General features: G+C 63.7%; 21 protein-coding genes and 1 tRNA gene. 11 read left to right on the forward strand and 11 right to left on the reverse strand.

From position 1 onward, the window contains the following. Positions 1 to 171: 171 nt before the first annotated feature. Together CAF70_RS24135 and CAF70_RS24140 are read right to left on the reverse strand one after the other, a co-directional pair. Complete coding sequence (locus CAF70_RS24135; RefSeq protein WP_085627114.1) at positions 172 to 954, reverse strand: hypothetical protein; 783 nt, start codon at positions 952 to 954, stop codon at positions 172 to 174. 201 nt (positions 955 to 1155) lie between these two features. Further along, positions 1156 to 2118, reverse strand: a complete 963-nt coding sequence (locus CAF70_RS24140; RefSeq protein ID WP_085627116.1) for an alpha/beta hydrolase — start codon at positions 2116 to 2118, stop codon at positions 1156 to 1158. A 236-nt stretch (positions 2119 to 2354) separates the two neighbouring features. On the opposite strand from CAF70_RS24140, the gene aroC reads away from it, so the two are divergent. The 3 genes from aroC (at position 2355) to CAF70_RS24155 (ending at position 5270) form a co-directional block, all read left to right on the forward strand. Beyond that, positions 2355 to 3446, forward strand: coding sequence for a chorismate synthase (aroC, locus tag CAF70_RS24145; protein WP_085627118.1), 1092 nt, complete (start codon positions 2355 to 2357; stop codon positions 3444 to 3446). 133 nt (positions 3447 to 3579) lie between these two features. Next, the gene (locus CAF70_RS24150) at positions 3580 to 4734 is read left to right on the forward strand and encodes an MFS transporter (RefSeq protein WP_085627120.1); all 1155 of its coding nucleotides are present in this window, start codon (positions 3580 to 3582) and stop codon (positions 4732 to 4734) included. Further along, positions 4734 to 5270 carry an oxidase gene (locus tag CAF70_RS24155; protein WP_085627122.1) on the forward strand — a complete coding sequence of 179 codons (537 nt, stop codon included), beginning with the start codon at positions 4734 to 4736 and terminating at the stop codon, positions 5268 to 5270. The genes CAF70_RS24150 and CAF70_RS24155 overlap by 1 nt, the downstream gene beginning before the upstream one ends. A 62-nt stretch (positions 5271 to 5332) precedes the next feature. Here the strand turns inward: CAF70_RS24155 and CAF70_RS24160 are convergent, their stop codons facing one another. Further along, positions 5333 to 5605 (reverse strand): DUF3509 domain-containing protein, encoded by a 273-nt coding sequence (locus CAF70_RS24160; protein ID WP_085627123.1) that lies wholly within the window; start codon positions 5603 to 5605, stop codon positions 5333 to 5335. A 265-nt stretch (positions 5606 to 5870) separates the two neighbouring features. On the opposite strand from CAF70_RS24160, the gene CAF70_RS24165 reads away from it, so the two are divergent. Next, positions 5871 to 6395, forward strand: a complete 525-nt coding sequence (locus CAF70_RS24165) for an ankyrin repeat domain-containing protein (protein WP_085627125.1) — start codon at positions 5871 to 5873, stop codon at positions 6393 to 6395. Between the two features lie 60 nt (positions 6396 to 6455). Beyond that, the gene (locus CAF70_RS24170; protein WP_085627126.1) at positions 6456 to 6986 is read left to right on the forward strand and encodes a hypothetical protein; all 531 of its coding nucleotides are present in this window, start codon (positions 6456 to 6458) and stop codon (positions 6984 to 6986) included. 124 nt (positions 6987 to 7110) lie between these two features. On the opposite strand, the gene CAF70_RS24175 is transcribed toward CAF70_RS24170, so the two are convergent. After that, the gene (locus CAF70_RS24175) at positions 7111 to 8046 is read right to left on the reverse strand and encodes a ZIP family metal transporter (protein ID WP_085627128.1); all 936 of its coding nucleotides are present in this window, start codon (positions 8044 to 8046) and stop codon (positions 7111 to 7113) included. A gap of 124 nt (positions 8047 to 8170) precedes the next feature. Between CAF70_RS24175 and CAF70_RS24180 the strand changes: the two genes are divergently transcribed. The 4 genes from CAF70_RS24180 to CAF70_RS24195 all read left to right on the forward strand — a co-directional run bounded on the left by CAF70_RS24180 (position 8171) and on the right by CAF70_RS24195 (position 11598). Continuing rightward, entirely contained in the window at positions 8171 to 8362 is a 192-nt protein-coding gene (locus CAF70_RS24180; RefSeq protein WP_012271091.1) for a PLDc N-terminal domain-containing protein, read from the forward strand. Between the two features lie 227 nt (positions 8363 to 8589). Beyond that, positions 8590 to 10665: an LTA synthase family protein gene (locus CAF70_RS24185; protein ID WP_085627130.1), complete on the forward strand. Its 2076-nt coding sequence runs from the start codon at positions 8590 to 8592 to the stop codon at positions 10663 to 10665. Between the two features lie 187 nt (positions 10666 to 10852). Further along, positions 10853 to 11089, forward strand: a complete 237-nt coding sequence (locus CAF70_RS24190) for a hypothetical protein (RefSeq protein ID WP_085627132.1) — start codon at positions 10853 to 10855, stop codon at positions 11087 to 11089. 176 nt (positions 11090 to 11265) lie between these two features. Continuing rightward, positions 11266 to 11598 (forward strand): ribonuclease E inhibitor RraB, encoded by a 333-nt coding sequence (locus tag CAF70_RS24195; protein WP_085627134.1) that lies wholly within the window; start codon positions 11266 to 11268, stop codon positions 11596 to 11598. Between the two features lie 114 nt (positions 11599 to 11712). Here the strand turns inward: CAF70_RS24195 and CAF70_RS24200 are convergent, their stop codons facing one another. Both CAF70_RS24200 and CAF70_RS27435 read right to left on the reverse strand, forming a co-directional pair. After that, on the reverse strand, positions 11713 to 12513 hold the full coding sequence (locus tag CAF70_RS24200; protein WP_085627136.1) for a cytochrome c: 801 nt from the start codon (positions 12511 to 12513) through the stop codon (positions 11713 to 11715). Between the two features lie 66 nt (positions 12514 to 12579). Further along, positions 12580 to 12822 carry a hypothetical protein gene (locus CAF70_RS27435; protein ID WP_128637193.1) on the reverse strand — a complete coding sequence of 81 codons (243 nt, stop codon included), beginning with the start codon at positions 12820 to 12822 and terminating at the stop codon, positions 12580 to 12582. A 218-nt stretch (positions 12823 to 13040) separates the two neighbouring features. Between CAF70_RS27435 and CAF70_RS24205 the strand changes: the two genes are divergently transcribed. After that, entirely contained in the window at positions 13041 to 13772 is a 732-nt protein-coding gene (locus tag CAF70_RS24205; RefSeq protein WP_085627138.1) for an amidotransferase, read from the forward strand. A gap of 32 nt (positions 13773 to 13804) precedes the next feature. Here the strand turns inward: CAF70_RS24205 and CAF70_RS24210 are convergent, their stop codons facing one another. The 3 genes from CAF70_RS24210 to CAF70_RS24220 form a co-directional block, all read right to left on the reverse strand. After that, on the reverse strand, positions 13805 to 14776 hold the full coding sequence (locus CAF70_RS24210; protein WP_015269363.1) for a magnesium and cobalt transport protein CorA: 972 nt from the start codon (positions 14774 to 14776) through the stop codon (positions 13805 to 13807). 64 nt (positions 14777 to 14840) lie between these two features. Then, positions 14841 to 15560, reverse strand: coding sequence for a 1-acyl-sn-glycerol-3-phosphate acyltransferase (locus CAF70_RS24215; RefSeq protein ID WP_085627139.1), 720 nt, complete (start codon positions 15558 to 15560; stop codon positions 14841 to 14843). Positions 15561 to 15741: 181 nt separating this feature from the next. Beyond that, positions 15742 to 16431 (reverse strand): crotonase/enoyl-CoA hydratase family protein, encoded by a 690-nt coding sequence (locus CAF70_RS24220; RefSeq protein ID WP_085627141.1) that lies wholly within the window; start codon positions 16429 to 16431, stop codon positions 15742 to 15744. A gap of 198 nt (positions 16432 to 16629) precedes the next feature. Here CAF70_RS24220 and CAF70_RS24225 point away from each other — a divergent pair. Next, positions 16630 to 16719, forward strand: a tRNA-Ser gene (locus CAF70_RS24225). Between the two features lie 73 nt (positions 16720 to 16792). Here the strand turns inward: CAF70_RS24225 and CAF70_RS24230 are convergent. Together CAF70_RS24230 and CAF70_RS24235 are read right to left on the reverse strand one after the other, a co-directional pair. Next, entirely contained in the window at positions 16793 to 18925 is a 2133-nt protein-coding gene (locus CAF70_RS24230) for a TonB-dependent siderophore receptor (RefSeq protein ID WP_085627143.1), read from the reverse strand. Between the two features lie 140 nt (positions 18926 to 19065). Then, the gene (locus tag CAF70_RS24235) at positions 19066 to 19446 is read right to left on the reverse strand and encodes a hypothetical protein (protein ID WP_085627145.1); all 381 of its coding nucleotides are present in this window, start codon (positions 19444 to 19446) and stop codon (positions 19066 to 19068) included. Positions 19447 to 19454: the final 8 nt, after the last annotated feature.

Below are 19454 nucleotides of genomic sequence, written 5' to 3' on the forward strand. Positions count from 1 at the left end.
TCTTTTTCAAAATGTCAGCGCTGCTGCAGAACTGAAGCCGTACATCTCATGTTTGCTGCGCGACAGCGCAGCCCGGAAGGGCTGGGTGATCTCCCACAGGTACAGCGCCGTCCTCAGGCTTTGCGCAATACCTGTGGGAGCGGGCGCGCCCGCGAAGCAGGCAACGCGGTGTCAGCGCGTGGCAATCCAGATCAGCAACCCCGCCTGGAACACTGCAAACGCCACCAGGCAGGTAATGGTAAAGCGCAACCCGCTGTCTTCACGCTGGTACTTGGCAACCCGTTCATCGCGCTCACGCAGTTGCCCTTCCTTTTCCTGCAACTGCTGGTCAGCCTGCTGCAGCAGGCCGGCAGCATCCAGTATCCCCACTCGCTGCAAGCGCTCGCTGTTCCATGCCCCCTTGAGCTCGCCCACCGTCATTTCCACGGTACGGCCCTTCAGATGCTGGCTGTCCTCGTACTCCACCTCGATACCCATCCCGCGCAGGCAGTGGTCACGACGCAGGCGTGAGTCTTCGTTCAGCGCATCCTTGCTCGGCAGCGCCATGCCCTCGATCCGGTAGTGCGACCACTTGCGCTGCAGCCACTGCGCGGCCTGAGCCAGCAGGAAGCGGCCGATGCCACGGTTCAGCGGCTCCAGTTGCAGGCCATGTTCATTGCCGATGCGCACCAGGCGCGCGGAGTGGTCGACGCGAATGTCCAGGCGGTTCTGTTCCTTGTGCACCTTCTGCCCGGGCAGCTGGATTTCCATGCGCAGCAGGCTGTGCGCCTTGTCGTGGCGCTCGGCATAGCCGAACTGCACAAAGCGCAGCGGCCGTGCGCCGGTGCTACGGTCAGTCGGCAGGGCGGCCAGGCGCAACAGCTGGAAATGTTCGGCGGCCAGCTCGGCCCAGGGCAGGGCGGTGCTTTCCTCGGGCTCTTCGGCCGGCTCTACGGCGGCGGGGGCGGTTGTCATCAGGGCTTGTCCTTGGGTTCGGGCATGCGGCAGGGGCTGCTGCGCAGCCCATCGCCGGCAAGCCAGCTCCCACAGGGACCGCACGGCATTCAGGCCTGTGGTATTCCTGTGGGAGCTGGCTTGCCGGCGATGGGGCGCGCCAGCGGCCCCAATGTTCCGCTATTACCGAAATTATCGGCCGTACCGGCCAAGACCTGAGGCTCAGGCAGAAGGCAAATGCTGGATAAACGTCACAATCTGCTCGCCAAGCTCCCTTGCCAGCGGCAGTTCCGGGTTCAGGTAGCTGTCGCGCTGCTGGCTCATCGCCTTGGGGCTGATACGCAGCATGTGGTTCATGCCATCGATCAGCACCAGCTGCGCATCCGGCTTGGCCGCCTTCAGCCGTTCGGCGTCGATCACGCCCACTTGCACGTCGTTGCGCCCTTGCACGATCAACGCGGGCATGGGCAGGCGGGCAAAGGCCGCCGCCGGGTTCTGCCGGAACAGTGAAATCAGGTAGGGCTGTACGCTGGGGCGAAACACCTGGCGCAGCGGTGCCGGCACTTCCAGGCTGGTCTGCCCGGCCTGCAGGCGGTCGAGCAGGGCGCTGCCACCCGCCAGTTGTGCCGGCGGCAGGCGCTGGGCCAGCTGTTCGCGCAGCACCTCGGCCAATGGCCGGCCGCTGCCGGCCAGGGTGATCACCGCACTGGCGCCGGCCTGCTCGGCGGCCAGGCTGGCGATCAGCGCGCCTTCGCTGTGGCCAACCAGTATCAACGGGCCGAAGCGTGGATCGGCCTTGAGCTTGTGGCTCCAGGCGACTACGTCGGCCACGTAACGCTCCACGCTGAGGTCACGCTCGTCGGGCGTGGCCGGCTGGCTGGCGGCCACCCCGCGCTTGTCGTAGCGCACGCTGGCGATGTGCGCGTTGGCCAGCAGCAGGGCCAGGCGCTTGAGGTTGTCGACCCGGCCTGACGCCGGGTTGTTGCCGTCACGGTCGGTGGGGCCCGAGCCTGCGATGATCAGCACTACCGGTGGCGGGGTGGCCTGTTGCGGCAGCAGCAGGCTGCCATGCAGCACGCCCTGGCCGGTGTCGAGGTCGATCGGGCGTTGCAGCACGGTGGGGGCGGCGGCCTGGGCCAGGCCGGTGCACAGCAGGAAGAAGAGGGCGACGAGGCGCGACATCATGCGGTACTACATGGGGAGATGACGGTTTGACCCAGTGTTTGCGGGAAGGTTCTCGGGCTTTGTATAGCAGGTTCGGCCCCTTCGCGGGTGAACCCGCTCCCACAGGTACCGCAAATTGCCCAGGCCTGTGGTGATCCTGTGGGAGCGGGTTTACCCGCGAAGAGGCCAGCACAGGCAACCCAACCATCTGTATACTGCCGCTTTCGTTCACTTCAGGCAGATCTCGCGGAGCGTCCATGTCCGGCAATACCTACGGCAAGCTGTTCACTGTCACCACCGCTGGCGAGAGCCATGGCCCGGCGTTGGTCGCCATTGTCGATGGATGCCCACCGGGCCTGGAAATTTCCCTCGCCGACCTGCAGCACGACCTCGACCGGCGCAAGCCCGGCACCAGCCGGCACACTACCCAGCGCCAGGAAGCCGACGAGGTGGAAATCCTCTCCGGCGTGTTCGAAGGCCGCACCACCGGCTGCTCGATCGGCCTGCTGATCCGCAACACCGACCAGAAGTCCAAGGACTACTCGGCGATCAAGGACCTGTTCCGCCCGGCTCACGCCGACTATACCTACCACCACAAGTACGGCATCCGCGACTACCGCGGCGGTGGCCGCAGTTCGGCCCGCGAAACCGCCATGCGCGTGGCCGCTGGCGCCATCGCCAAGAAGTACCTGGCCACCCAGGGCATCACCGTGCGCGGCTACATGAGCCAGCTGGGCCCGATCGAGATCCCGTTCAAGACCTGGGAGTCGGTGGAGCAGAACGCTTTCTTCAGCCCTGACCCAAGCAAAGTGCCGGAGCTGGAGGCCTACATGGACCAGCTGCGCCGTGACCAGGACTCGGTGGGTGCCAGGATTACAGTGGTCGCCGAAGGCGTGATGCCGGGCCTGGGCGAGCCGATCTTCGATCGCCTCGACGCCGAACTTGCCCACGCGCTGATGAGCATCAACGCGGTCAAGGGCGTGGAAATCGGCGCCGGCTTCGCCAGCGTGGCCCAGCGCGGCACCGAGCACCGTGACGAACTGACCCCGGAAGGCTTCCTCAGCAACAACGCTGGCGGCATCCTCGGCGGTATTTCTTCGGGCCAGCCGATCGTTGCCCACCTGGCACTGAAGCCGACCTCCAGCATCACCACCCCGGGCCGCTCCATCGACATCGACGGCAACCCGGTGGACGTCATCACCAAAGGCCGCCACGACCCGTGCGTGGGCATCCGCGCCACGCCGATCGCCGAGGCGATGATGGCCATCGTGCTGATGGACCACCTGCTGCGCCACCGCGCGCAGAATGCCGATGTGAAGGTGAATACCCCGGTGCTGGGCCAGCTCTGATTCGCCAGTACCGGCCTCTTCGCGGGCATGCCCGCTCCCACAGGTTCATCACCGCTGTCAGAATCTGTGGGTTCCCTTTGGGAGCGGGCGCGCCCGCGAAGAGGCCGGCACAGGTCCCCACAAGGCCACCCCCATGCAACCAATCCCCTACTGGCGCCTGTCCAGCTTCTACCTGTTCTACTTCGCCCTGCTCGGTTCCACCGCCCCGTTCCTGTCGCTGTACTTTGACCATCTGGGCTTCTCCCCGGCGCGTATCGGCGAGCTGGTGGCCATCCCCATGCTCATGCGCTGCATCGCCCCCAACCTGTGGGGCTGGCTGGGTGACCGCACCGGCCAGCGCCTGTTGATCGTGCGCCTGGGCGCGCTATCTACCCTGGCCACCTTCGCCCTGATCTTCCTGGGCAAAAGCTACGCCTGGCTGGCGCTGGTCATGGCCTTGCATGCCTTCTTCTGGCATGCGGTGCTGCCACAGTTCGAGGTCATCACCCTGGCCCACCTGCACGGGCAGACTGCGCGCTACAGCCAGGTGCGCCTGTGGGGCTCGATCGGCTTCATCCTCACCGTGGTCGGCCTGGGCCGGCTGTTCGAGTGGCTGAGCCTGGATATCTACCCGGTGGCGCTGGTCACGATCATGGCCGGCATCGTCGCCGCCAGCCTGTTCGTGCCCAATGCCCAGCCGGTGGAGCAGGGCGAGCGCAGCGGCGCGGGCGGCTTCCTGCAGCAGCTGCGGGCACCGGGGGTGATCGCGTTCTACGCCTGCGTGGCGCTGATGCAGCTCAGCCACGGGCCGTACTACACCTTCCTCACCCTGCACCTGGAACACCTGGGCTATGCCCGGGGTGCCATCGGCTTGCTGTGGGCACTGGGGGTGGTAGCCGAAGTGTTGGTGTTCATGGCCATGAGCCGCATCTTTGCGCGCTTTTCCGTGCAGCGGGTACTGCTGGCCAGCTTCGTGCTGGCGGCGCTGCGCTGGCTGTTGCTGGGCAACCTGGCCGGCGAGCCGGCGGTACTGGTGTTCGCCCAGGTACTGCACGCGGCCACCTTCGGCTGTTTCCATGCCGCCAGCATCGCATTCGTCCAGGCCAGCTTCGGTGCCCGTCAGCAGGGTCAGGGCCAGGCGCTGTATGCGGCGCTATCGGGCACCGGCGGTGCGTTGGGGGCATTGTATTCGGGCTACAGCTGGAAACTGTTGGGGCCCACCTTCACCTTTGGTATGGCCAGTGCCGCAGCCGTGGCTGCAACCGTTATCATTGCCCTTTGTTCGCAACCGACCAGGACCCGCCCCTGATGAGCATTCTCAGTGTTTTCCATTTCTCCAGCCCGGAACTGCCGAACAAGGTGCTGACCCACAACGACGACATCGCCGCTACCCTGGCCGAGCAGGGCGTGCACTTTGCCCATGCCGTGCATGGCCTGCGGGTGCGCCCGGGCACGGCTCAGGACGAGGTGCTGGAGGCCTGCCGCGGGTACCTGGACCAGTTGATGACGGCGCATGGCAGCAAGGCGTTCGTGGTGCTCAACCGTGACGGTGAGGCCCCGGCGCAGGTGGATGTGCGCGATGAGCATGTGCATGACACCGATGAGGTGTTCGCCGTGGTCAGCGGGCGGGCGCAAGTTGGCCTGCGGGTGGGGGAGTGGGTGTATTCGGTGCTGTGCGAGAAGGGTGACCAGTTGGTGGTGCCGGCGGGTACCCGGCGCTGGGTTGAGCTGGGCGATGTGCCATTTTGCCTGGCGTTGCGGTTGTATGGCAGCGAGCAGGGCATGCAGCCGAGGTTTACCGGAGACGTGACTGCGCGGGCGTTCCTGGGCGTTGATGAGCTGTAATTGCTTTGCCGGCCTCTTCGCAGCCTTGCGCTGCGAAGAGGCCAGATCAGCCAACACAGAACTCAGCGATAAGTCGGCAAGGCAAACCGCTGCTGGCTCTGCAGCATCGAAATCACCGGCAATTCACTGGCCTGTTCGGCCAAGTCCCGGCGAATCGCACTGATCGCCCACGAAAGCTGCTCGGCACTGTGCAGTTGCGCATAGGTCAGCACCCGGCGGGTGACCTTGCCGTCAGCGGCGCGCAGGGTCAGCATGACACCGCCGTCGGGGCGGGCCTGGGTATTCACCTGATAGGCCGAAAATACCGAAACGAACTTTTCCTGGATGAGGTCCATATCAACTCCTGGCTGTTGCGTGGCAGACATGAGTTGATGTTTGCAGTGACCGTGCCAGAACGCATTTTTCGAAAAAATCCTTTAAATACAGTTGGTTAAGTGTGTATTCCGAAGGCGTTGTCGTGCAACCTGCACGGTCGTGCATTTTGCACAGTGCATATTGCACGACCTGGCGCCAGCTATCGGCCCGATAGAATCTGAACCTTTGACCCGGCAGCCTTGCCTGACAAAGACTTGGGCAACGATTTCTGCCAGGAGGTTCCAGATGTCCAGCCAACCCACGCCCGCCACCATGACCGCCGACGAAACCGCTGCCTTCGCCGAGCAGGTATTCGAACGTGCCCGCCAAGGCGATGCCGAGATGCTCGGGCGCCTGTTGGCCAGCGGCCTGCCACCCAACTTGCGCAACCACAAGGGCGACACCCTGCTGATGCTGGCCAGTTACCACGGCCACCACGACGCGGTGCGTGTATTGCTGGCGCACGGCGCCGACCCGCTGATTGCCAACGATAACGGCCAGCTGCCCATCGCCGGAGCCGCGTTCAAGGGCGACCTGGCCATGATCCGCCTGTTGCTGGAGCACGGCGTGCCGGTGGACGCAGCCGCACAGGATGGCCGCACCGCGTTGATGCTGGCGGCCATGTTCAACCGCAGCGAAATTATCGAGTACCTGCTGGCCCAGGGTGCCGACCCGGCCCGCCAGGATGCCCGCGGGGCCACCGCGCTGATGGCAGCGCAAACCATGGGGGCGGTGGACGCCGCCGCGCGCCTGCAAGTGCTGGCCGGCTAACCGCAAGGGGGCATTTGCGGCTATCCTTGGCGACTTTTCACCCGTCGCAGGCCCCCTTTCATGAAAACTCAGTTGCTCGAATTCATCAGCCTCATTGGCGCTGGCTGCATGCGCGAGGAAGACATCGAGCGCATTGCCGACGAGGCCGCCCAGGCTTACGCCGACCCCGCCGCCTTCCTGGCCGCCAACCCCGACGTCAACTACGATGACAGCTTCCCCATCCCGCTGGGCGAATGGGTGGTGCTGGGCAGCCTGCCGGACACCGTGGTGTTCCAGGCCGACAGTTACCAGGCGCTGTTCCAGCAGATCAGCGACTCGTTCGACCAGAGCGTGCCGTTCACCCTCAAGCCCAAACAACTGGCCCGCACCGAGCCGCTGACGGCACTCAACCGCATTCAGGTGCAGATGGGGGCGCTGAACAAAGAGGCGGGTGGTTATGTGCTGCTCAACTTCAGCCAGTTGCTGGATGACGAGCTGCAGATGGTGATGGTGGGGCAGAACGAGCTGGCACGGGTGCTGGAGCTGGGGGCAGAGGTGGGGATCAGGGTCGAGCCTGCCCTGGAAGCTCTGAAGGTCGCCGTACACGTCTGATTTCAGTGTTTGCTTCTTCGCGGGCATGCCCGCTCCCACAGGATTTTCACTGGGCCTGAGGGCAGTGGAGTACCTGTGGGAGCGGGCGAGCCCGCGAAGAGGCCGGCACAGGGAGCTTCAAGCTTCAGCCCAGCGCAGTATCCAGGAACATCATCACCGCAAACCCACCCATCAGCCCCAGGGTCGCCGCCGTCTGGTGCCCATTGCGGTGGGTTTCGGGAATCACCTCGTGGCTCACCACAAAGATCATCGCCCCCGCCGCCAAGCCCATGCTCACCGGGTAGGCCACGGCAAAGCCGGTCGAGATCCCCAGGCCGATCACGGCACCCAGCGGCTCCATCAGCCCCGACCCGATCGCCACCAGCGCGGCCTTAAGGCTCGACAACCCGGTAGCGCGCAAGGCCAGCGCCACGGCCAGCCCTTCGGGGATGTCCTGGATAGCGATGGCGCTGGTCAGCGGCAGGCCGATGTTCATGTCGCCATTGGCGAAGCTCACGCCAATCGCCATGCCCTCAGGCAGGTTGTGCAGGGTAATCGCCAGCACGAACAACCACACCCGGCTGATGCGCTCGGCTTCCGGGCCGCACGGGCCGGTGCTTTCGTGTTCGTGCGGGGTGAAGCGGTCCAGGCCCAGCATCAGCAGCACGCCCAGGCCCATGCCCAGCACCACGGTAAAGGCCGCGGCCGGGCCGTTGCCGGTAATTTCACGGGCGGCATCCAGGCCCGGCAGAATCAGCGAGAACGAACTGGCCGCCAGCATCATGCCGGCGGCAAAACCCAACATCACGTCCTGGGTGCGTGCCCGGATATCGCGCAGCACCACCGCCAGTACCGCGCCCAGCGCCGTGGCGCCAAAGCCGGACAGCCCGCCCAGTGCGGCCAGGTGAAGATTATCGGCGTGGTCGCCGTTCACCGCGTTCCACAGGCTCGCCCCCAGCAGTACCAGTACCACCAGCAGGCTCAGGGCCAGGCCGGCGCCGATCCAGGGGTTGTCGTGCATCTGTTGGCGCCAGGCGCTGACGGGCGAAGGCAGGGCTACGCTGTGGGTGTGTGCGGGCATGGCAACCTCGAAATCGGTGGATGAAGCAGTTTAAGCAGTGACACGTGCAAACGGCCAAGGATTCCCTTCTATCGACGTGATAGCTGGCTATGCTGTGGCAAAGCCTCTGGACAGGAGTTTAGGCATGGGTTCGACGTTCAACAGCCTGGTCGGGCTGATCATCCTGGCGCTGGATATCTGGGCCATCCTCAATGTGATCAAGAGTGGCAGCGAAGTGGGCATCAAGGTGTTGTGGATCCTGCTGATCGCCTTGCTGCCGGTGGTGGGCCTGGTGATCTGGGCGATTGCCGGGCCGCGGGGGAATGTGCGCATCTGAATGCCTGTGCTGGCCTCTTCGCGGGCACGCCCGCTCCCACAGTCGAGAGCGGTGATATCCCTGTGGGAGCGGGCATGCCCGCGAAGAGGCCGAAACAGACAAAACCCGCAACACCCCCGTGACAAAATTTTCACATTGGTTTAAACAGAATCCGCACCCGCACAATGCTGCGTTGGTATACACCTGCGCCATCTCCGCAAACCCGCAATCCTAGGACCTTCCCATTCATGGCTAACCCGGACGCCTTGAAGCAACGGGGCGCGCGAGCGTCGTTCTCGCCCACCCTGAAATCCCACCTGGCCTACACGCTGCTCAGCGCCCTGGTGATCATGCTGATGCTCAGCCTCGTGCGCCTGGCGCTGCTGGTCTACAACAGCGACATGATTGGCGATACCCCCGGCGCGACTGTCGCCGAAGGCTTCCTCAACGGCTTGCGCTTCGACCTGCGGGTGGTGGTGTACATCAGTATTCCGCTGCTGCTGGCCATTCTCAGCCCCTGGGCCATGGCCCGGCGTGGCCTGTTCCGTTTCTGGCTGACCATCACCTCGAGCGTGGTGATGTTCCTCGGCCTGATGGAGCTGGACTTCTATCGCGAGTTCCACCAGCGCCTCAACGGCCTGGTGTTCCAGTACATCAAGGAAGACCCGAAAACCGTGCTGAGCATGCTCTGGTACGGCTTCCCTGTGGTGCGCTACCTGCTGGCCTGGCTGTTCGGCACCTGGCTGCTGAGCCTGCTGTTCAAGGGCATCGACCGCATGACCCGTGGCAATGGCGCCGACGAAGTCACCCTGCAGCGCCGCGCGGCGCCGTGGTACAACCGCCTGGCGGTGTTCATGGTGATCCTGCTGGTAGCCGTGGTCGCTGCCCGTGGCACCCTGCGTCAGGGCCCGCCGATGCGCTGGGGTGATGCCTTCACCACCGACTCCAACTTCGTCAACCAGCTGGGCCTGAACGGCACCCTGACCTTGATCGATGCTGCCAAGAGCCGCTTCGGCGAGGACCGGGCCAATATCTGGAAACCGGTGCTGGAGCAGGACGTGGCCACGCAGAGCGTGCGCGAGCAGCTGCTGACCGCCAACGACACCCTGGTCGATGCCGACGAGGCTGCCATCCGCCGCGACTTCGTGCCGCCGGCCGAGCGCACCCTGCCGATCAAGAACGTGGTGGTGATCCTGATGGAAAGCTTCGCCGGCCACTCGGTGGGCGCGCTGGGCAGCCCCAACAACATCACCCCGTATTTCGACAAGCTGGCCAAAGAGGGCCTGCTGTTCGACCGCTTCTTCTCCAATGGTACCCATACCCACCAGGGCATGTTCGCCACCATGGCCTGCTTCCCCAACCTGCCAGGCTTCGAATACCTGATGCAGACCCCGGAAGGCGGCCACAAGCTGTCCGGTCTGCCGGCCTTGCTCAGCGCCCGCGATTACGACGACGTGTACGTCTACAACGGCGACTTTGCCTGGGACAACCAGTCCGGGTTCTTCGGCAACCAGGGCATGACCACCTTCATTGGCCGTAACGACTTCGTCAACCCGGTGTTCTCCGACCCGACCTGGGGCGTTTCCGACCAGGACATGTTCGACCGTGGCAACGAAGAGCTGGCCAGGCACGATGGCAAGAAGCCGATCTACGCGCTGCTGCAGACCTTGTCCAACCACACCCCGTATGCGCTGCCCAAGGACCTGCCGGTCGAGAAGGTCACCGGCCAGGGTCGCCTGGACGAGCACCTGACCGCCATGCGTTATTCGGACTGGGCGCTGGGCCAGTTCTTCGAGAAGGCGCGCAAGGAGCCGTACTTCAATGAAACCCTGTTCGTCATCGTTGGCGATCATGGCTTTGGCAACCACCAGCAGGTCACCGAGCTGGACCTGGGCCGCTTCAACGTGCCGCTGCTGCTGATTGCCCCGGGCATCCAGGAGAAGTTCGGTGCGGTCAACCACACCGTGGGCACCCAGGTCGACATCGTGCCGACCATCATGGGCCGCCTGGGTGGCCAGGCCCGTCACCAGTGCTGGGGCCGTGACCTCCTCAACCTGCCTGAAGGCGACCAGGGCGTGGGCATGATCAAGCCATCGGGCAGCGAGCAGATCGTCGGCCTGGTGCAGGGCGACCGCATCCTGATCGAGTCCAAGGACATGACCCCACGCATGTACCGCTACCAGCTGGGCAGCGAGTTCAAGGCCGAGCTGATCGAAAGCCCGGACCAGCCGGAAATGCTGAAGAAGCTGGAAGCGTTTATCCAGACGGCGACCAAGAGCCTGCTGGATAACACGGCCGGTGTGGTGCACGGCACGCCGAAATAAATCGGGGCCGCTTTGCGGCCCATTCGCGGGCACGCCCGCTCCCACAGGTACAGCACAGGTCCTGTGGGGGCGGGCGTGCCCGCGAATGGGCCCAACACAAATCCCCGGACTGAACATTCTCCCCACCCCAAGGTCACTTGTTCAGGCATCACACACCTGGTTTTCGTTGACTGAGAGGGGTCGTTCGATGAAAGAGTGGGAAGTCATCTTTGCCGATCAGAAAGGCGTGCTCACCACCCTGACGTTGCGTGGCGAGCAGTGCCCCAGTGAGGAGGACGCCGCGCGGGCCATCCGTTCGCACCTGTTCCCGGTGATGGACGAGCTGGACCTCAACGACTTCCAGGACCGCGCCGTTTCCCCCACCGCTCGCTGGCTCAAGGAACAGAGCGGCGTGACCATCACCAGCATCCACGAAGCGCCCTGAATCGCAGGTTTGCGTGGCGCCCTGGCAGGCACTACGCTGCATGAAGGTGCCAGCCTGTTCTGCGGGTTGGCACCGCATCCCTTCGCGTCTTGCATCAGCTCGAACTGCCCGGTCGCTGCCGGCAGGTGCGTAGTGCACGGAAAGTCTATCCATCGCATTATTCAGGAGGACGTTTCATGAGCAGCCAGAACGACGATATCAGCAGCAACGTCCTGCGCCAGATGAAGGCAGGCGGTTTCGACTTCACCCAGATCCACCCCATCGAGTTCTACGCCATATTCCCAGACGAAGCAGGAGCCCGCCGCGCGGCCAGGCAGTTTCGCGGTGAGTCACTCAATGCCCAGGTGAAGGAACTGGACGATGGCGCCTGGCATCTGGAACTGAGCAAGGTCATGTATGCCACCCATGGCGGGATTGGCGACTTCGAAGAGGCCTTCGAGCAGCTGGTGACACCTTATGGGGGTGAGGTGGAAGGGTGGGGGGTCAAGCAGGAGCGGCCCATAGCCTGAGCGTTTTGTGTTGCCTTCTTCGCGGGCTTGCCCGCTCCCACAGGTATCTCACGGCATTCAAGCCTGTGGTGACCTGTGGGAGCGGGCAAGCCCGCGAAGAAGCACACACGGCCCTCAAGGCCTGCGCCCAGCCATATGCCTCAAATAAGCCAGCAATTCATCCAGCTCCGCTTCACTCAAGACACTTTCGGCAAACCCCGGCATCTTCGCCTGCGGCCACTGCCGCAGGCTCTGCGGGTCACGAATCAGCTGGCGTAGATACTCAGGGCGAAAATACTCGGTCGGGTTATGCGGCACATTCAGGTCCGGCCCCACCTGCGCATCCCCCGCGCCGTTCAGCCGGTGACACGCCAGGCAGTTCTGCTGGAACAAGGCAAAGCCCCGGCGCACCGGGCTGTCGGCTGGCAGCTTCGGGTCGGGCAGCAGCGCCGGGAAACGCGCTTCGACAGAAGCCAGCCTGCGAATCGTGGAAATCTGGAACGGCCACTGCTCCGGGCGGATACCGCTGGCCTGCGGTGCAGTCCACACCAGGTAGAACGGCCCTGCACTCGGCTGGCCCTGGCCCAGTGGTGGCCATGGCCGGCCCGGATCCTCCACGGCCAGCCAGGCCTGTGCCGGGCCTGGCTGCAACAGTGGCGCTGCGGGCATTTCCGCAGCAAAGCCGTCCAGTGCCACCGCCTGCAGGTGGTCGCTGGCGCTCACGCCGTCCAGCAGCGCAGCCAGCGGCACTGCGCGATAGTGCATGGGCCGCTTGTAGGAAACGTCCTGGTCGATGCTGATGTCCCGTGCCTGCGGGTGGTCCAGCAGTTCGGCACTGCTCCACTGGCGCGCCGTGGCGCCCAGTTCAAGGTGCAGTTGCGCCGCCGACAGCGGCAGGCTCAGGATCAACACTAACAGTGCGAGGCATTGGCGCATGGGTAATCTCCGACCATCAAGGCCAGCAGGTTACCTGTGCGTTGCCTGTTGGCGCCACAGCCGCATTCAGCCGAACAACCGTGTCAGGTTCGGCAGGATCAGCAGCAAAGTCGTGGCGAAGAGAATGAGCCCAGCTTGGCGAATTTTCGATTGTCTGAACATGGCGGACCGCCTTCTTGTTGTTATTCCTGAATACCCGTTGGCTTCCCTGTCGCGCTTCGGGTCGATCGCAGTGGCGTTGCGTGACGCCTGAACTGCCTGCCTCTTGAAAGTGGATATACAACCAACAGTAGGGTGTGCGTCATCCATGTTTGAGAACCCTTTGTTCTAATGATGTGATTGTTTGATCTCGTCTGGCTATGAGGCCAAGTGCCAGCCGGCTGGCATGCTCTCGCTAGACAGTGGCGCAAGTGCCAGCAGGGCAGTGGCTGAATATGACCGTTCGTCAGGCCGCCTACTTGCTTGTACGTGCCTTTCGCGTCAGTCTCTACAGCAGATTCCCACCCATGTCGTTCAGGACTATCCCTATGTCGTTACGCATCTGCATCCTTGAAACCGATGTCCTGCGACCGGAGTTGACCGCGCAGTATCAGGGCTACGGCAGGATGTTCGAGCAGCTCTTCTCGCGTCAGCCGATCGCCGCCGAATTTCGTGTGTACAACGTGATGAACGGCGATTACCCCGCCGACAACGAAAGGTTCGATGCCTACCTGGTGACAGGCAGCAAAGCCGACTCGTTTGGTGCCGACCCGTGGATCCAGACCCTGAAGGCCTATCTGCTGAAACTGTACGAGCGTGGCGAGAAGCTGCTGGGTGTGTGTTTCGGCCACCAGTTGCTGGCGTTGACCCTGGGCGGCAAGGCCGAGCGTGCCGAACAGGGCTGGGGCGTAGGTATCCATCGCTATTCGCTGGCGGCCCATGCGCCGTGGATGGACCCGGAGGTGTCGGAGCTGACCTTGCTGATCAGCCACCAGGACCAGGTGACCGAGCTGCCGGAAGGCGCCACGGTGATCGCCTCCAGCGATTTTTGCCCGAACGCGGCGTACCACATTCGTGACCAGGTGCTGTGCTTCCAGGGGCACCCCGAGTTCGTGCACGACTACTCCCGTGCCCTGCTCGATGCGCGCCAGGCGTATCTGGGTGATGAGGTGTACCACAAAGCCGTGGCCAGCCTGGCCACCGAGCACCAGGGCGACCTGGTGGGGGAGTGGATGTTGCGGTTTATCCAGCAGCCGGTGAGCAAGGATACCGCAGCGTGATGCCTGGGGGCCGCAAAGCGGCCCCGACAATCTCAAAGCCAGCCCGATTTCTTGAAGCTGGCATACAAAGCGGTGCAGCCCAGCCCGATCACCCCCAGCACCCCGAAATACCCATAGTGCCACCCCAGCTCCGGCATGTTCTGGAAGTTCATCCCGTAAACCCCGGCAATTGCCGTGGGGAATGCCAGGATCGCCGCCCAGGCCGCGAACTTGCGCTGCACGATGCTCTGCCGTGACGATTCCAGCAGCATGCCGATCTCGATGGTCTGGCTGGCGATGTCACGGATACCGGCCAGGTCTTCCATCTGCCGCGTTACGTGGATCTGCACATCACGGAAGTACGGGCGCATGTTCTTGTCGATGAACGGGAAGCTCAGGCGTTGCAGCTCCTCGCTCACCTCCACCATCGGCGCCACGTAGCGGCGCAGGCGCAGGATGTCGCGGCGCAGGCTGTGCAGGCGGCGGATGTCGTCCTCCTGCAGCGAGCCGCCAAGCACGCTCTGCTCCAGCTCTTCGATCTCGCCGTGAATGGCCTCGCTGACCGGCTGGTAATTCTCGGTGACGAAGTCGAGCAGGGCGTACAGCACGAAGTCTTCGCCGTGCTCCAGCAGCAACGGCCGCGCCTCGCAGCGTTGGCGAACCAGGGCGTAGGATTTGGAGTGGCCGTTGCGGCAGGTGATGATGTAGCCGTTGCCGGCAAAGATGTGGGTTTCGATGAACTCCAGCTTGCCTTCGTGGCGCACCGGTGAGTAGGTGACGATGAACAGGGCATCGCCGAAAGTTTCAAGTTTGGGCCGGCTGTGCTTTTCCAGGGCATCTTCGATGGCCAGTTCGTGCAGGTTGAACTGGCACTGCAGGTTGGCCAGTTCCTCGGCGTTGGGCTCTTCCAGGCCGATCCACACAAAGTGCCCCGGCTTGCGCGCCCACTCGCTGCCTTCATCGATGCTGATGTTGGTGACCTTTCTGCCGGCGCTGTACACCGCCGATGCCACGACTCGACCCATGGTTGTTCGCTTATTCCGGTTGGACACGGGTTACAGCTTGGGCCGTAGTGGGCACAAGAGCAACCTAGCGCTTGGCCAGCTCCCTTTCCATGCGGTCGATGCATTGCTGCATCTGCCCCCGGCACTGATCGATCAGCGCCGGCAGGTCCTGCAGGGTCATGCCGGCCGTGTCGATAGGTGGCAGCGAACGCACGATCACCGTGCGCCGGCGCCAGCTGTTCAGGCTCAGGCGCCTGGCATAGCGGCTGACGCATACCGGCACGATCGGCACACCGGCTTCGATGGCCATGTGAAACGCGCCCTTCTTGAAGGCCAGCAGGTGCTCGCCGGGATTGCGCGTGCCTTCGGGGAAAATCCAGATCGAGGTGTCGTCCTGCAGTACCCGGGTGGTCTTCTGCATGGCCTTGCGTGCCTGGTAGGCGTTCTTGCGGTCAACCAGCACGTTGCCACCCAGCCAGAACAGCTGGCCGAACAGCGGGATCCAGCCCAGGCTTTTCTTGCCGATGGCGACGGTGCGCCGGGGCACTACCTGGCCCAGCACGAACAGGTCGAAGTTGGACTGGTGGTTGGCGACGATCACGCAGCCGGGCGGCTGGTCCCACAGCGGGCCGACTTCGGCCTTGACCCTGATGCGCATCAGCCAGGTGGCCGGCAGGCTGTACAGGCGGGCGAACACGCGGCTGTTGTCGGGGTTGAAGGGGCGGCACAGGCCAATGATCAGGCCCAGGGTGCCAACCATAAGGAAATGCAGCGCCAGCAGGAACATGCGCAATGAATAAAGCATGGTACGACTCACACCAGACAGTCGCCGGGCAGTGTACGGATGTGCACTGGTTGGGGCAAACCCTGGTGCGAGCCTGTTGGGGCCTCTTCGCGGGCTTGCCCGCTCCCACAGGTACTGCGCTGCCCTCGGCTCTGGCGCTGTCCCTGTGGGAGCGGGCATGCCCGCGAAGAGGCCCGCCCGGTTAGCCCATATGCTGCTGGTCCAGCTCGATCGCCTTGTCCAACGCTTCCAGCAGCCCTTTGCGCACCTTCAGCTTGGTGTTCTTGTGGGCCAGCATGTTCAGCTTCTTCAATTCCCGCGCCGCTGCCAGTGCGGCATCCTGCAACTGCTCGGCCGGCACCACCTTGTCGAGGAAGCCGGCGTCCACTGCGCCCTGCGGGTCAAACACCTCGGCATTGATCACCGAGCGGTGAAAGGCCGAGCGGCGCAGGCGGTCGCGGGCCAGCTCGATGCCGGCATGGTGCATTGTCATGCCGATCTGCACTTCGTTCAGGCATACCTTGTAGGGCCCGTCGACGCCAATGCGGTAGTCGCCCGACAGCAGCAGGAAGGCGCCCTTGGCCACGGCATTGCCCGGGCAGGCAACCACTACCGGGAACGGGTGCGACAGCAGGCGGCGGGCGAGAGTGGAGCCGGCGGTAACCAGGCTGATTGCCTCTTTCGGGCCGCTGGTCATCACCTTCAGGTCGTAACCGCCAGACAGAATGCCCGGCTGCCCGGTGATGATCACCACCGCACGCTCTTCGGTGGCGCGGTCGAGCGCGGCGTTGAAGGCGGTGATGACATCCGGCGAGATGGCGTTGACCTTGCCGTTGTTCAGGGTCAGGGTGGCGATGCCGTCTTCGGCGTGGTAGGTAATCAGCTCGCTCATGGCAGAGTCCTTTTGTTGGCGTGGCGACGACGTTACCCAGCGCCAGGGGCGAGGTAAAGCAGTAAGGCTGACCGGTCGGTCAGCGTTCGCTCTGGCTCAAATGCAAATGCATGAAAAAATTGAAAAAAATGCTTGCCAAAGAGAAGCTCTTTCACTAAATTAGCGCACCTCGACAGGCTGCAAGGCTTGAAGAGAAACGGTGAAGTGTCCGAGTGGTCGAAGGAGCACGCCTGGAAAGTGTGTATACGAGAAATCGTATCAAGGGTTCAAATCCCTTCTTCACCGCCACATTCTACGAAGAGCCCCCGAGCTGAAAAGCCGGGGGCTTTTTGTTTTTGGGCCGCTTTGCGGCCCCAAAATTCTAGAAGCTGACCGAAGCCGACAGCCGAGCCGTCCGCGGTGCCCCCTGGAACAGGTAGTTATCCCCCAGGTAATCCCCCACATCGCGCCAATAACGCTTGTCGAGCACGTTATCCACACTCAGCCGCAGCACCGTGTCATACCCGCCAATGCGCGTGCGGTAGCGGCTACCCACATCGAACACCGTATACCCACCAACTTTCACATTTCCCGCCTGGCTCGCATACTTGCTGGCGCTGTAACGTGCCCCGCCCAGCAGTGCCAGCCCCGGTACCGGCAGGCTGTACTCCGCCTGCAGCGCCGCGCGGAACCTGGGTACGTTGATCGCCTGGTGGCCTTCATAATCATCGGTACCACTGTTCTGCAGCCGCGCCCGAATGGCCGCGGCGCTGGCCTGCAGTTGCAGGTTCGAGGTCACCCAGCCACTTGCCCCCAGCTCCAGACCAGTATTCTTCTGCTGGCCCTGCTGCACGTAGGTGAAGTGGCCGGCGCCGTCCGGGCGGGCGTACTGGTATGCCTGGCGGATCTGGAACAGCGCGGCGCTGAAACTCAGGCCTTGCCAGTCGTGCTTGAGGCCCAGTTCCAGCTGGTGCGAGGTCGTCGGTGCGAGGATTTCGAATTTGTTCTCGGTGAACCACGGTGCGGTACCGCCTGCTGACAGGCCCTTGGCGTAGCTGGCGTACACCGTGGTATCCGGCTGGGGCTTGTAGATAAGCGCAGCGTCAGGCAGCAATTCGTACTGCCGGGTATGGCGGCCGGATATGCCGTCCTCATTCCAGGTTTTCTCGTCCAGGCGTACTTCACGGGCACCCAGTACGGTCTGCCATTGCTCGTTGAAGCTGATGCGATCACTAACGAACAGCCCGTACTGGCGGCTGTCCAGGCGACGTTCGCCAGACCTGACGGATTTGTCGGATGGATCAAAGGCGGGCGCACCGGTGTGGATGTTGCCTGTACCTACCCATTCCATATAGCTGGGGCGCTGATCCAGCGTGCGCCGCTGCGCGCTGGTGCCCACAGTCAGCTCATGCCCTACGCCCAGCGCATCGAAGCGCCCGTTGAGCATGGCCTGCGCCTCGTCGGTGCGGCGGGTGTCGTCGGGGCTGCGGAAGTCGTAAATGTCGTAGTCGCCGTTGCCGCCGAAGAACGCACCTTCGCTCGAGCCCCAGGCAAACGAGCTGTAGTCATCGATCACCACCTTGCTGCGCGAGGCACTCAAGGTTCCTGTCCAGGCTTCGTTGAAACGGTACTCGAAGCGCCCGCCCAGGTTCAGCGAATCGTTCTGCACCGGCTTGGCCCAGTGCTGGTAGGCCAGGCGGTCGTCCGGGTCGATGCCGTGGGGCACTTCGCTGCCACCGAGCAACTGGTAACCGGGTACCGAGCGCTGTTCACGGTGCTGGTATTCGGCATCCAGTTGCAGGGTGGCATCCGGGTTGATCTGCCAGTCGAAGGCCAGCGAGGCGAAGTCGCGCTTGCCATCGGCGTGGTCGACGTAGGAGCGGATGTCTTCATGGGCCAGGTTGGCACGCAGGCCGAACTGCCGTTCGCTGCCGAACCAGCCGCCGAGGTCGGTGGCCAGGTAGCGTTCGCCTTGTTCGTTGGTCGACAGCGTGACGCTGCGCACGTCTTCGGCGCGCTTGGTCACATAGTTGACCAGGCCGCCCGGCTCCGAAACGCCGCTCTGCAGCCCGGACAGGCCCTTGAGCAGCTCCACCTGCTGCTTGTTCTCCAGGGCCACGTTCTGCTCGCCGGCGATGGTCTGGCCATTGATGCGGTAGCTGCTGGCGGCATTCAGCTCGAAGCCGCGCACATTGAAGTTTTCGTAGTAGCCGATGGGGGCGTAGCTTTCGCCCACCGAGGCGTCGCTTTGCAGCACTTCGCTGAGCTGGCGCACCTGGCGGTCTTCCAGCAGTTGCTGGCTGAACACGCTGATCGAAGCAGGGGTGTCGAGCAAGGGGGCGGACTGGAAGCCACCTACCGCTGCCTGGCGTGCCTGGTAGCCGTCGTTGGCGTAGGTGTCAGACACCTGCAGCGGGGCCAGTAACACGCTGTCTTCGGCAAGCACATGGGGGCAATGCAGGGCCAGGCCCAGGCTGAGCAGGCTCAGGGGCAGACGAGGGTGACGCGGGGGCATGCGGTGGGGCTCCTGGATGCGCGACACCTGTGCCGGCCTCTTCGCGGGCGAGCCCGCGAAGAGGCCGATACAGGCCATGAAAAAGGCGGCATCTTACCGCCGCCTTCAACATAAAACGATCCGGGCCCTGCGATATCCAGTCAGCCTTTATTGGCCGGCCGCCTGTGTTGCCGCCAGTTGTCATCGATTTTCGACCAGGTCTTGCCATCGGTAATGGCCATGAGCTTGCGCCCGTCCTTGAAGGTAGCCAGGAAGGTAGCTTCTTCTTCCTTGCCACCCAGCCACAGCCCGGCCAGCAACCCCACCGGCCCGGCCACCAGCGCCCCGGCCACGCCCCAGCCCAGGGCGCTGCCCAGGCTACGGCTTGATTCCAGGCTGGCCAGCCGCAGGTCGCTGATGCGTGCCAGGGAAATCCGCTCGCCCGGGGAGGGGCTGCGCGGGGTCTTGAGCGTGAGCGACCCGTTGCGATACTCGCCTTCACCTTGCAAGAAATCGCCGGATTGCACCGTGAGTCTTGTCATAACGTCGT

The sequence above is a fragment of the Pseudomonas sp. B19(2017) genome (assembly GCF_002113165.1).
In the GTDB taxonomy this organism is placed as follows: Bacteria; Pseudomonadota; Gammaproteobacteria; order Pseudomonadales; family Pseudomonadaceae; genus Aquipseudomonas.